The sequence below is a fragment of the Collinsella sp. AF16-8 genome, from assembly GCF_003462695.1.
Lineage (GTDB): Bacteria > Actinomycetota > Coriobacteriia > Coriobacteriales > Coriobacteriaceae > Collinsella.
On record NZ_QRXX01000005.1, the window covers coordinates 117453 to 130312 of the forward strand.

The 12860-nt window shown below is 56.1% G+C and carries 9 protein-coding genes; 1 reads left to right on the forward strand and 8 read right to left on the reverse strand.

The genetic code is table 11. From position 1 onward, the window contains the following. Positions 1-71: 71 nt before the first annotated feature. The 5 genes from DWW73_RS05880 to DWW73_RS05900 all read right to left on the reverse strand — a co-directional run bounded on the left by DWW73_RS05880 (position 72) and on the right by DWW73_RS05900 (position 8855). Entirely contained in the window at positions 72-1967 is a 1896-nt protein-coding gene (locus DWW73_RS05880; RefSeq protein WP_117778999.1) for a hypothetical protein, read from the reverse strand. Then, positions 1951-5901 (reverse strand): hypothetical protein, encoded by a 3951-nt coding sequence (locus tag DWW73_RS05885; protein ID WP_117779000.1) that lies wholly within the window; start codon positions 5899-5901, stop codon positions 1951-1953. Before DWW73_RS05885 ends, DWW73_RS05880 begins: the two co-directional genes overlap by 17 nt. Before the next feature lie 134 nt (positions 5902-6035). Beyond that, on the reverse strand, positions 6036-7805 hold the full coding sequence (locus tag DWW73_RS05890) for an AAA family ATPase (RefSeq protein WP_117779001.1): 1770 nt from the start codon (positions 7803-7805) through the stop codon (positions 6036-6038). Between the two features lie 61 nt (positions 7806-7866). Then, positions 7867-8073, reverse strand: coding sequence for a hypothetical protein (locus DWW73_RS05895; RefSeq protein ID WP_117766970.1), 207 nt, complete (start codon positions 8071-8073; stop codon positions 7867-7869). A 44-nt stretch (positions 8074-8117) separates the two neighbouring features. Further along, the gene (locus DWW73_RS05900) at positions 8118-8855 is read right to left on the reverse strand and encodes a hypothetical protein (RefSeq protein ID WP_117766972.1); all 738 of its coding nucleotides are present in this window, start codon (positions 8853-8855) and stop codon (positions 8118-8120) included. Between the two features lie 222 nt (positions 8856-9077). On the opposite strand from DWW73_RS05900, the gene DWW73_RS05905 reads away from it, so the two are divergent. Then, the gene (locus DWW73_RS05905) at positions 9078-10664 is read left to right on the forward strand and encodes a hypothetical protein (protein WP_117779002.1); all 1587 of its coding nucleotides are present in this window, start codon (positions 9078-9080) and stop codon (positions 10662-10664) included. Positions 10665-10735: 71 nt separating this feature from the next. On the opposite strand, the gene DWW73_RS05910 is transcribed toward DWW73_RS05905, so the two are convergent. From DWW73_RS05910 to DWW73_RS05920, 3 genes are all read right to left on the reverse strand, one after another. Next, positions 10736-11353 (reverse strand): hypothetical protein, encoded by a 618-nt coding sequence (locus DWW73_RS05910; RefSeq protein WP_147343546.1) that lies wholly within the window; start codon positions 11351-11353, stop codon positions 10736-10738. 171 nt (positions 11354-11524) lie between these two features. Further along, entirely contained in the window at positions 11525-12349 is an 825-nt protein-coding gene (locus DWW73_RS05915; RefSeq protein ID WP_117779003.1) for a hypothetical protein, read from the reverse strand. Positions 12350-12451: 102 nt separating this feature from the next. After that, entirely contained in the window at positions 12452-12757 is a 306-nt protein-coding gene (locus DWW73_RS05920) for a hypothetical protein (protein ID WP_117779004.1), read from the reverse strand. Positions 12758-12860 lie beyond the last annotated feature (103 nt).

Consider the following 12860-nt stretch of genomic DNA (forward strand, 5'->3'; position numbering starts at 1 on the left):
GCTCTGCTTGCATGTTGCAAGAACATTTTTATTTTTCTAGCGCTTATAGCTAATCTGTTTCCTCTGTTTCCTCACGAGCAAATACCAGGCTCCCCCGCCGCGCCCTCACGCGCGGCACATTCGTTGAGATACTTCACCGGAATCGGCCACCTGGAGGGAGCTCCGTGGCGCGAAAGCCCCACATTGACCAGCTGAACCAGCAGCTCGGACAGATCGTCGCCTTCGAGCACCTCAATCGAGCGCACATGAATCGCCGTCGCCAGGTCCTCCTTGGTGCCGTTGTTGACGCCCACAAAGTAGCAGGTCATCCCTGCACGTTCAAACGTTCCAATGCCGTAATAGGGCGAGTTGTAGCTTTCGAAAAACTCCTTCTTACGGCCCGCTTTGCCCGTAAGCTGGTAATCGCGCACCAAGGTCGCAAAGTTGTTAGAGAAGGTCGTCAAGCCCGTATCGCGCACGCGCGCGAGCATAGACTGTCCACCTGCCCGCACGTCAAAGATATAGGCATCCTTGTCGAGCTTGCCGTCGGCCGTCAACAGCTCAAGCTCTATCTCGTCCACGGGACCATCCTCGATGGAATGCGAGGTGTAGTCCATGGCCCCGTCAGCACCAATCGTTAGCGTTGCAAGGCGCGCATCCAGCTCAATCTTGTCTTCCTCTTTACGCGGAACATTGACCACGCCGCAGACCGTCACCGACTCAACGCCAAAAGAGCCAAGGTCAAACGCCTGCATCCGTCCGTCGACGACGTTCTGCTTTACCAGCAGCTCTTTGAGCATGGCTCCCAGGATTCCCTCCTGTGCGCCCCGTACCTTTGTATTCGGCATCGCCTTAACCAGCGGCTCGCACACATCCGGCGTCACATGCTGCTCCACCACGCCAGCGTGCAGAGCATAGCCATCGTCCTCGGCGACCTCGTTGGCTACCACAACGATATTCCACGCCAGCGGATCAACAGCCCTGCCGCCATACGACGCGCGCACGCCCCACGAGGAATCGTTGAGCCGATCGGCCAACTGGCGCGCTACCCTATCAAGCCCGTCACCCGCGAACGAAACCACAACCCGCCGCCCCAACGAACGCTCCGCAACCACATGGGCGTATCGGTCGCTTTTCAGAACCTCGTAGAAGCTCTTGCGCGGATACTCCCTGAGCGATATCTGGGCAAAATCGCTGTACCGACGCTCAAGAATCTGCAGCTCTCGGTACAGGATTCCCTTCTTGGTATAGGCGACCTTCTCCGCCTGGGCAGAAAACGTAAGGTCACGGCGTTTGGACGGCTTATCGCCCTTGGCACGGCGCAGGATATACTCATCGCTTTGTCCGTGAGCCAGCACCACCGTAGCCACAGGCGACAGCCTGTAACCCACCTGGCTGTTGATCTTCTCGAGTTCCAGCTTGTCGCCTGCCGCACGACCGATGAGCACCCGCCGCTTGGCAAACGTTCGGATCTTAAGTTCAAAGGTGCAGTCCTCGTTGATAACAGTCTCGACCGTCTCAATCTTGGCAGGGCCCGTTCCTGCTTCCTCAATGGCGTCGCGGCGGTCGCCCTTGGCACTAATGACATACAGGTGTCCCGTGTCATTGGGAATCTCGTCCTCGACCCCCTCAAACTGCGAGCAAGAGTTGAATAGCAGGCGCAACACGACGCAATCTTCCAGCTCGTCCCAATGAGTTTTAATCGGAACCATTTGCTCATGGGCGAGCGGGGCGTTAAGGTCGCCCGTCTGCGCGCCCGCCTTGACCATCAGAAAGACGCGGTTGTCCTCGAGCTGGGTGAGCGCCACGACCTTGCCCGTCTGGCACACATCGGCCATAAAGTCCGCCACGGCATGCTTGCCTGCATCGCCAACGTTGCACCAAAAGACCGAGTAGCGCTTCTCGGCAGCCGCGGCATCGAGCTGCAACACAAGCTCGGACACAGCGATGTCTCCCAGGCCACACGGCTGGTTATGCTTCGATTGCACGGCCGATCGCCTCCATCATCTCCAGACTGATTGCTCCATCAGCTGCCATATAGGGGAAGGAGTAGACCATCCCCTCGTCATCGATTGTCTTTTGGCGGAGCTCCAGCGCCGCTTCATCGGCCAAAACATTGACGATCAACAGGCGCTTCGCCCCAACTTTTTGGGCCTTGGCCTTAAAGCGCTCGGCATCCGTGGCATCGCCGCCGTTGCGCCTGTAGGCCTCATAGGCGCCGATACGATAGTGCTTAAAGTCGATCCACACCCCGGTCTTGTTGCCGGCGGCATCGAGCACCTCAAAATCGCCGCCTGTCTCGGCATGGGCCGCATCACCACGAGTAAGCGAATAACACCCGTCGTAATACGCCTCAAAGATGGCCCTGCCGGCAGACTCGCCCAGCTCTCCAAGGTATACCGCTTGGAACATATAGGGCGTCATGTGCACCGTCGCCGCCGGCTGCAACGTCGTAGGCACCCCGTCGCGCGACCAGCGCTCGCGCACCTCGCGAATTGAGAGCAGCTCGGACACACGAGCAGCCATCTGGCTTACCTGGCGAACCTTCGCGCCCTTTAAGCCCTCGTTATAGCGGCAGCGCTCCTCCAGGCGGGCAGCAATCTGCTCGACAGGTTCACCCTCATAGCTGGGAAACTCAAAATGCGGCACCTTACACGCTCCGCCCTGCGCATACGCATAGCCACTCGCGGCAAACGGCATGTGCAGTGCGGTGCTTTTGCGCGCAGGATAGCTTGCGAGGTCCTCCCACGGCAGGCAAAAATGATGCAGATAAAAGTCGCGCTCGCCATCGAAGGCGGCCAGATCTTCCTCGCGCGCATCGAGGGAGGTAACCTTCCATGCCAGCTTTTCGTGCTTCTCTTTCGCCAGGTTGTTCCTAAAGGCAGCAAGGTTCTGCTGTTTGTTAGCAGCGTGCTGCTTCTTGTCCGCCATGTGATTGTTGACAGCCGCACAGGCGCCAACAACCTGCTCCAGCTCGTAGCCCATCGGCAAATCGTGCAGGAACGAAAAGTCGCAATCGCCGGCGATTTTGCGGTCGAGCATTACCTGCACGTGCGGCATCTTTACGCTCGTGCGCATCAGGCGGCCCACGGCCTGCGCCACAATGCGAGCACCTTCGACCTGATAAGAGAGGGTATTGCGAACCGGCAGATTCCGTTTGGTGCCAGACAGCAGCAGCCGTACGTTATGACGCTTTTCGGTAAACGGGACCTCTCCGCGCGCCACCAGCTCTTCCTGTTCAACCACACCTGTCAACGCCTGCTGAACAAACGTCGCCGAGCTAATCTCGACTTCCGACGTCAGACGGCTCGTAGGCGACTCAATGTACAGAAAGTCCAGGTCCATCTTGGGACGGCGGTCGGCATCCTCGAAGCCGCAATCAACCTGTCGTACCGTGCGACACAAACTTTCCGGTACCTTGTATTTAAGATTCTTGGAAAAGCCACCGGCCGACAAATTGATGAGCATAAGGGTTGGCCGGCCCATCTCGAGACGGTTTTGAGCGTCACCCCAACCGATATCCCATTCTGCAGCGTTAAAGCACGGCACCATACCCTTGGCCTCCTTGAGCGACTCCTCGTACGACGCCTCGGGGCACTTAACGTTCCGAATCACCAGCTCGGCAACGATTTCTCGGGCAAGGTCCAGCGCCAAGCTATTAAAGTCGCCATGGTTTCCCATGTGGCGCGTCGTAAAGATGGCTCCTGCCTGATGCTCGTTGCGTGCAACGCCACGTGCCCAGGTGCTCACGGCAACGAGTGTCTTGCTTAGACGCTTCAATTCAAACTCGATGCTCTTGACGTCGCTTGTGCCCACCCTGTCGGCGATCTTTAAACGCAGACGCACCGCAAGCCCTTCACTTACGCCGACCTGGTCAAAGAACTCCATCACGCGCTCGTACGTCTCGTCGGGCGATACGATGGCCCCACCAAAGGCGCCGCCGGCCAACGCAGCCATACCGGCAAGATTCTTGTCTTCGTCAACCCAAGCAACGTCAACGTCGTACGTCTTTGCCGCCTGCTTGTTAAACAGCTTGGTCTGTCGCACGATCTCTTGGTTGAGCTCGCCAATCCACGTATCCTTGCGGACCACGCCGTGAACCTCATCGAGGTAATCCAGGTTAAAGTTCTTTACGGTCGATGCGCTCCAAGTTGCGCTCATGCACACGCAGGGCGCATTGGCAGCAATGGAGGCCAAGTACGCCTCGGGCATGCGCTCAATGCCATGGCTGGTTAGGTGCGTGGTAAATATGTGGTCGAGCGTGGTTTCCATCACCAGGTAGCCGACGCCGCGCGCATACATCGAGTCATCGGCTGCATCAATATCGTCGTTCTTACGGTTCTTAAAGAACAGCGCCATCATCAACGCATTCCAAAAGCATTTCTCACTGGTTTGGTCGTTCCTAATGCCCAGCGCATCGATGATGTTCTTGCGCGAAAGATCGTCCTTGTACGAAATGCTGCCGTAATACAGGCTATCCATAAGGCTGGCGCAGATGGCAAGGTGACCTACTACCATCCTAACGACGCCGCGCGCACGACGAACCGCCTTGTTAACGGTTTGCTGTCCATTCGCCCCATGAGCCGTAATCATATTGCGGGTACCGTCCTCATTGAGCTTGTAGCACAACGGGTTTACCGAGTTATCGCCCACCGAGACATCATCACTGCCAAACAGACGACGACCGGCAAGCTGCTCGTCTTTTGCCTCGTCAGACAGCGCAAAAGGCGGGCGCAGTTTCATTTCCTTAATGCAGGAGGCGAGTGCCTTTTGAATATTCTCGGCATCCTTGGCGATTCCTTCGGCAGCTTCCTCTACGCTCGCTCGCGAAACCCTGTTCCTCTCGGCATTCGACCCCTTGTGATCGCCCGACGTAGAAGCGTGTGTGTAGACCGCCATCCATTGATCTCGATTTCCCAACAGCAAGGGGTCCACCACGCCGCCGTTAAAATGACGATCAAGGATGCGCAGCGCCTCATCCGGCTGAAACGTCACGGGGTCGTCCGTCAGCGTCGACAGCATGTCAGCCTTCATGTGGTCGATTTCGTCAAAGATGAATAGGCACTTCTCTGCAGCCGCCGCGTTAAAGAGCACAACGCCCCGACCGGTCACCGTATCGATTCTGTTGACGAGCTTTTGGGGCGTAAGGGCAATCACATGTGGCATGCTCTCGTCGTTGAGCAGCGCAGATGGCCAAATCTGAGGGATTACCTCCATGCCTCGCGTAATGTTCTTGAGTTCACAACTCACTGCCCAACGCAGGCTCGCATCGGCTAACGACAGCTTGTCCCACAGGCTGGGGGTCAGACAATCGACAACGTTTCCCAGACTTTTCTTTGTATCAAGAATGTGCAGAAGGTTATCGGCAACCTCCATAGTGTTACGCCATGCTCGCTTAATGACGCGATGAGAGCTCTCGTCATCTGCTTCGATGGGACACGAGATTTCGCGCACGCCCACGGCACCCTTGCCGCGGGTGGCCTCAATCCAATTCAGAATGTTCTCGCCCGCGCGCGGAAGATCGAACACCATGCGTGCCGCTTCATCACAACTCATGCCCTGGCCAGCCAACAATTCACGCACGCTTGCAACATAGTTGTCGCGATTGTCTTTACCCGGAACAACAAACACCAAGGTACGGCGGCCGGGACACTTGTTAAAACAGCCCGACTCATCCCAGCCGCCGGCAATCAGGTCGGCCGTGACCTGCTCGGCCGTGTAGTTTTTGCCCGAGCCCGTCGTGGCGCCCAAAAAGTACAGGCCGTTGTTGTCCTGGTCCTTAGCGCCGTCCTGATCCTGGGGAACAAACAGCGCACGTTCAAAAAACTCGCGCATCGCCTTTTGACGTGCAAGATAGGGAGCAAGCTCCTTGTCGCCCGCAGACGACAGCATCGATTGACAGTTGAGTTCCCACGTAGCCATGGTCAAACCTCCGATTTAGTTGTTGCATGTGTTGAATACCATCCCGTGCGGACAAAAACTCACGCGAGGTGGTTGAGGTGGCGGCGTCTATGCCGCCGAGAAAGGGAAAGAAAAGAAAGAGAAACAGTCGGCGATTACTCGCACGAAGCGAGCAGCTTCTTAAGATCGCACTCCAATGCCTCACGCTCCTCAACGTCCATCACTGCAAGGGCGACACGCATCAGGGACACCTTGGCGGCAAGCTCCTTAACCTGGTCGGGGCGCTTGCTAAAGTGGTCGTAAATCCGCAGGGCCTCCCCGGCCGCCAGGTACTGCCACTTTTCCAACGAAGGCTTTTCGGACCTGCTCATGGCATCGACCCACTCGCCAAGACCCTGAAAACCGTTGCCCGTAGTCGTGCCGTTCATAACCACATCGAGCGGGCTCAGCAAGCAATCGGGCGATTTTTTGTACACCAATTTGGTGAGCATAAGCACCTGGGCAAGGTTGCGATACTTGTCCTGATCGGCATAGAGCACGTCGTTGTAGCAGGCGCACGCCTTAAGCAGCTCGTGGGCGGCAATGCGCTCCGGCCCATCAAACGGAACGCCGCGCAACAAGACCCCAGCAAGATCGAATGCTTTGCCGCCCTGCACGATCTTGTCGAGCGCCGAGCCGTCCATCAAATCCGCCAGCCAAGCAAGCTCGGGCTGATACGGCCTATGCTCGTCCTTGTCCTCATGCTCCATCCAGCTGTTCACCAGCGCCAGGGCTTCAATCTCCCTCCCGTTCAGAAAGGGCGAATTCTCCCCCATCTCTTCCTGCAAAAAACCCCGCGGCTCATGAGAGCGCTCGTACGCAACCGCAAGTTCCCCGTCGCTCACGACCAAGGTCGCACGGGAAATATAGGTATCTTCCCGCATGTCCCTCCAGGCGTACATCATAAGGGGACGCAGCTGACGGAGCATGCCGCGCGCGCCGGCACCTTCCTTAACCGCGCGCTTCGCCGCAAGGCGAGCAGCATCTGCCGTCAGCTCCATCTTGGCGCCATTTCCCATCATATTGTTGTGCTTGGGTAGGTACTGTTCATACGCAATCTGGACCAGATCGTCCACGCTCAAGGCGTTAAAGTTAATCACCGAGCCAATGCGCCCGCACAGCTCGGACATAATACCCCAAGTCTCAACATCCTCGATGGTCGCACTGTCTCGCAGCTCGTTTGCCGATTTTGCGGCGGTGCGCACGGCGGCATACGAGGATCCGAAGCCGACCGTGGTGCCAGACTTGTCACCCAGGCGCTTGCGCACCAGAGCGTCCAAGCCCATAAAGGCGCCGCCCAAAATGCAGACAACCTGATCGAGGTTGAGTGTCTTAATAGCCGCACTCTTGGAGGTATCACATTCGAACGGCATCTCCCCGCCTTCCAAAAGCTTAAGGAACGACTGCGATGGACTAAAACTCGATGCAACTTCTCCCCCATCGGGTTCGACACGAACCGCCTTGTCAAACTCGTCAAAGAGCACCAAACAAATTTCACCGGGATTCGCAGCCTGATAGTCCGCGACCTGCGATAGGCAGTTGATCATGCTGGCACCGCGCCAGCCCTCGCCCGTCATGGTGGAGACATCGAACACGAACAGCTTGAGCCCTGCGGCATCTGCCACGGCCTTGATGGTGTGGGTCTTTCCCGTACCAGTGGAACCCATCACCAAAATGGCGGCGGGCGAAAGAACGTCGCGCGGATCGGCGCCGCGTGCCAACATCACGCAGCGGTTGACCTCAAAGCTCAGCGCCGTCACAAAGGCCTCCAAGCTTCCTTCGTGGCCAATAACACTCTGACGCGTCTGCTCCACCAGACGCGAGGGCGCAATTCGAGTGAGCAGGTCCCGGTAGCGATCGATGTTTCGATACTGCTTCTGAGCCATGGGTGTTTTCCTTTCTATATTGGTTTTCTTACCTATGACGTGGCCCCGAGCCCATAAACTCCTACAGTGCCAGCGATGTCGCCGACTCCAGATAGATCACGTTGCCCGGCTGGGTAAAGACCGGAATGTGGTAGAGCAGCTGCAAAATGCCCTGCTTGAGCAGCGGAAACAGTGTGGGATGCAACACTTCGTACATCAGGGCACCAGCCATAAGAGCGGTAAGTACGGCAAGCAGCAAAAGCTTTTGAGCGTCAGAGAATACCGACATGGTCGTTCCTTTCTTTATGCGAGATATTTGGATTGCGTTGTGGGTTAGCGACTCATAGCGATGGCAATGCCAATAACCGCGATAACCACGGGGATCGCAAGCGATGCAAACAGAATCCCGGCAAAAAGGCCCACCACCAGCGCGCACACGATGATGGCCAGCGTGGTGGGTACAAGCGCAAGCAGAGGAGTAACCACGCAGACGGATGCAAAGCGAAGCCCGTGGAACAAGCACTCATGAGGGAATAAAGCCTTGAGGACCCCTTCGACAATTCGCCACTCGACAATCGTTCCGATGGTTAAGACAACAGCCCAAAGCAGGTAATCATTGGCGCGGGAATCCGAAGCCATCTTTCCGGTAACGCCGGCCCACCAATCAAATACGGCGGCATAGCCCAGCAAACAGACAATCGCACAGACGACGGATGCAAATGCGCCGGCACCCTCAATTACACCGAGCAGCTCGCACATGTCGGATTCGCGCCCTCCCGTTAACAACACGATCCATTTGTGGGCAAGCGCCGCAACAAACGCCGCGCCCAGCACAACCCAGTACACCCTAAACGCCACCAGGCGCCATGAATGGAGCGGGATCACCGTGTTGCTCTCGCTAATCTCGAACATAAACCCGCCGAGCCACGTCGTCAGCAAGCACATCATGTCGACGGCGACCACGTAGAGTACAACCGCAAAGACAGTTTGCAGAATCATGCCGAAAATATTCATCGCCGTTGGCTTCTTGGGGGCGTCCGGCTCGATTCTGTACATGTCGCATCCGTTCATTAGCTGTCCTTTCATTGCTGATGACATATTGGTCCGAAAGCCCGTTCATTTTTAGAATTTTATTTCTAAAAGCTTAACGCAGTTGATACCCCCGTGGGTTAAGCTATAAACACTCAATTTCAAATTCATCGGAGTTGGGCTGATAATATGAATTGACCGCGTCGTGCCATTGCCAACAACGACGCACTCCATATCGCACAACGCATGTCCGAGGAGGCAATCGTGCTTCTGTCTCGCGCAGAACAAGCAAAGCTAGGCCTTTATCATGCCTACAATCAGGATCCAGAGCCTCATAGCAGCGCATTTCTTGCAAACCTGGTTTCCTTTATGGTCTCAAAACTCCAGCCAACGCTAAAAACTCATACGCTTATCGAGCTGTGCTGCCGAGATTTTGAGTTTGCCCAAGATTATGCAAATGGACCCGCATGGTCTATCTGGGGCATCGACCTTAAGGACCCCGAAAGCACCGACTTTAGAACTCGCGGCACATCCGCTGATCCGTCTTTTACATTTACCAAAGCCGATGTCTTTGCCTCAACGCCAGAATCGGGTGCCGTGCCCCGTACCGATGAGCCCACGCTCATCTACTGCAGACCCCCCGAGCAAATCCCCCTCACTCAATTTGAGCCCTCGCTCGAAATTGCAGATGAGCATGTTCGGGATTTCCTTACGTCGAGGGCCCGTCAACTGCAAACACTTGTCGATGTACCAAGCCCGCTTTCGGTCAGCGAATGGTATTACGTTTTTCTCGCTGCTTCCCTTGCGTGTGAACGCCCGGATTCCATTGCGGTCGTACAAGTCTCCAACCGATTGCTCAACCTGGCACGCGCCGCAGACGGGCGCCGCCTGCTCTGCCAGCTTGGACTATTGACAGCGATAGTGTTACTTCCCAATACGATCGCCGCCAATAGCGATGGCTACGCCTTACTATTTCTGAGCGACCGTAAACCCAACGAGCCATATTTCCTCTTTGATGGGCGGTCATTTGACAACAAGCCCATGACAAGCGAGCTCATGCATCAGATCCAAGACTCGATTAGTTATGCTTACGCCAAGACAACCGATGTGACGCATTGGCGTCTCGGCGATCGAGGTGCCGAAAAAATCTGGCCTTTACTTCCCAGTGCTAAAAGCACCTCTTTTGCAGAGGAGTCCTTCGTTCGCTTTGGCAGCGTAGCGGACATACGCCGCGGCATTCCCCGTAGCACTCTTTTAAAGATGCCACAGATGGGTCTTAGCAGAACGGACCGACGAATTGACTGCTACTACCTATCGCTTAAACACTTAGTCGATGGAACGGTTATCGGTTTCGAAGATCTACCCGAGCGCGTATCCGACACGGATATTTACGATATGGGCGATACGGATCCAGGTCTTTTCTATCGTCTCAAACCGCTGGGCGAGTATGAAACCTGCATACTGATCTCACGCTTCGGACCACCATTTAAGCTGGCCCTCGTAGTGCCGGGAAGCATGAGGCGCGAGCCGGTGCCTCAGAAACCTCAGTTATGCCCTAAACTCATTGTCCCCTGCGATGTCGTCTTCTGCGCATCCTTTAAAGATGAACTACTAGCACGATTCTTCTTAGCCTACCTGTCATCCGATGAAGGACAGCAGAAACTCTTAGCCTCCTCACACGGAGACTCGCTTGCGCAGCTATCTCCTAAAGACCTGCGAAGCATGACCGTGCCTGTTCCCGGGCAAGCAGAACAGGAGCGCTGCGCGCAAGAGTACGAAGCAAAACAGCGCGCCTACGAGGATGCCCTTAAGCAGGCGGGACATTACGCCGCGAGTAAGGGGACGATGTAACGGCCGGGGTTGACAGGCTGTCCGGACTTTTCCGACAGCCTGTCAATCAGGCGCGCCGATCAGCGCGGCGGCTAAAGATTCTCATCGGACTTCGAGCTAGCTTTGACCGCCTCTTCACCCGCGATCAGGTCCCTAACCGTTATATGCGCACTGTACGTAGCATCCTCAATCTTTTCCATAACATCAGGGTCGCAAGTTCCCCAAATTTCTTTAAGGACTCGAGCCAATCCCCAAGCAGCGCTGAGCAGGACGTCAACATCCTTTAGATCTAAGTGGTTGATCGTAAAGGGACAGTACTCGCGCTCCAGCAGATAGGTGTCAACGGCGTCAATTGCCTCAGCCGCGTACCGCTCAAGATCGGGATGGGGATGGAAGGCGCACAGCGCCTTGTACGGATCGGTCGGCTCAATCCAATACAGCGTTGTCGCATCCTCGCATTTCTCGAGCGGATAACGCTCAACCGCCTTCTCCCAACTTTCATACCAGGGATCGGCATCGCCGTCCGTCATTGACTTGCAAAGATCGATCGCCGCAGAAACAGTCGCACACGAATATCTATAGCTGGCGTCTTTCTTAAACTCATCATTGAGCTCGACGTCGCCAGACAGCTCCGCCTCCATGATCAGGAACGGGCCGTCATCATCCGTAATGTTCATGGGATAGTTGTTGCACTCATAGTTCGGGTACATTTTGTCTCCAATCAACCGTTCGGACACATTAACAAGCAATATCAAAACCGCGCTCACGCGGAGGGCCGTCGTCCTCGCGCCAATCTGCAAGTTTTTCTCATCGCGTGAAAAGAACTTGCGATTTCTGCAAGTTTTTCTCACGCTACGATAAGAACTCGCATGATCGCCCCGCTACCTGCGCCACGAGGCAGCAAGGATAACGGGAATCCCGGCAAGGCACACCACCAGGGCCACGGCTGCGAACGCGAGCGCGATGGCCACGCTCACGACGACATAGGCCACGGCGATGAAGGCCAGCGCCAGCAGGCAGGCGAGCAGCTCGGCCACGTAGCACAGCACCAGGTTCGAGCTCGCGCGCTTCAGCAGGACGTCGGCGAGGCGGACAAGCTCGACGGCAAAGCCGCTGCCGAAATTGCGTCCGGGGCCCTTGGCGAGAAACCACTTGAACAGGCACATCAGGGCGCAGCCCAGCATGATCATGATGGAAACGGCCCATACATTGTGCCCCGACTCAACAAGGCCCTGGTCACCCATCGCACTGCCGTTGATGAGCCAACTCGTTCCATAGCCCATGAACAGCATCGCCAACAGCAAACAAGCGCTCACCGCGGCGAGAAGGCGCGACACGCGCCTGCTGAACACCGGGGCATCGCAGCTGAGCCCAAAACCCTCGCGGACGCGCCAAACGGCATGGTAGGCCGGGTACGCCGCGACGAGCGCGGCCACGAGCATTGACGCCCAATCGGACCCAGGCGCCGCCGACGCGTACTCCGCAATCGCGGAAACGGAGCAGTTGGTGTGGAACGACTCGTTCAGGAACAGCGCGACCTCGCCCTTCCAGACGCAGAACGGAGCGGCGACAGAGGCGATACCGACGGCGGCGAATGCGGCGACGGCGATGAGCAGCGCGCCCTGCACGAGCTTGACGACCTCGCCTTTGGCGGTGCGGGGTGCAGACTCAACGGCGCTGGACGGAATTTGGATAGAAGTGTTCATGTTTTTCCTTTCAAAGAAGGCTACGTTCGCAAGCTAATGTAAGAAAACACTGTCTTCGAGGGATTGAACAAGGCTGTTGCCCCCAGAGACAAACAAATGTTGTTATCGGCATATTGGCCGCTCGGGCACTTCATCATTACGCATTTGTAATTCATCAAATCGCAGGGTCTCTTTACGCTCAAGCAGAACAGATTGAATAAGCTCGTGGACGGCGGCATTGCAGTAGCACAACGACTCCCACGTGGCCAACAAGTCGTCACCAACTCCCTTGCAAGCAACAGAGGAGTCCTCGAGCTCATAGGCAAGATCAATTGCCTCGTCAACCATCTGCTTCATCTGCAACAGCGTGCACGTGAGATTCGCCTCATTCGACTCGTCGCAAATATAAATACAATTGGACTCAAGCATCTTTGAATCTCCCTTCAAACAACTGACACCTGCAGAATAGTGAAAAGAGATAAAAAGCAACCCGCAATCTACCGCTATATAGCGTTAGATTGCGGGCTTTACC

Excerpts from the sequence above, each read along its gene's own strand:
- DWW73_RS05885 (WP_117779000.1), bottom strand. The coding sequence starts at position 5,901 with ATGGCTACGTGGGAACTCAACTGTCAATCGATGCTGTCGTCTGCGGGC.
- DWW73_RS05920 (WP_117779004.1), bottom strand. The coding sequence starts at position 12,757 with ATGCTTGAGTCCAATTGTATTTATATTTGCGACGAGTCGAATGAGGCG.
- DWW73_RS05910 (WP_147343546.1), bottom strand. The coding sequence starts at position 11,353 with ATGTACCCGAACTATGAGTGCAACAACTATCCCATGAACATTACGGAT.
- DWW73_RS05895 (WP_117766970.1), bottom strand. The coding sequence starts at position 8,073 with ATGTCGGTATTCTCTGACGCTCAAAAGCTTTTGCTGCTTGCCGTACTT.
- DWW73_RS05890 (WP_117779001.1), bottom strand. The coding sequence starts at position 7,805 with ATGGCTCAGAAGCAGTATCGAAACATCGATCGCTACCGGGACCTGCTC.
- DWW73_RS05915 (WP_117779003.1), bottom strand. The coding sequence starts at position 12,349 with ATGAACACTTCTATCCAAATTCCGTCCAGCGCCGTTGAGTCTGCACCC.
- DWW73_RS05900 (WP_117766972.1), bottom strand. The coding sequence starts at position 8,855 with ATGAACGGATGCGACATGTACAGAATCGAGCCGGACGCCCCCAAGAAG.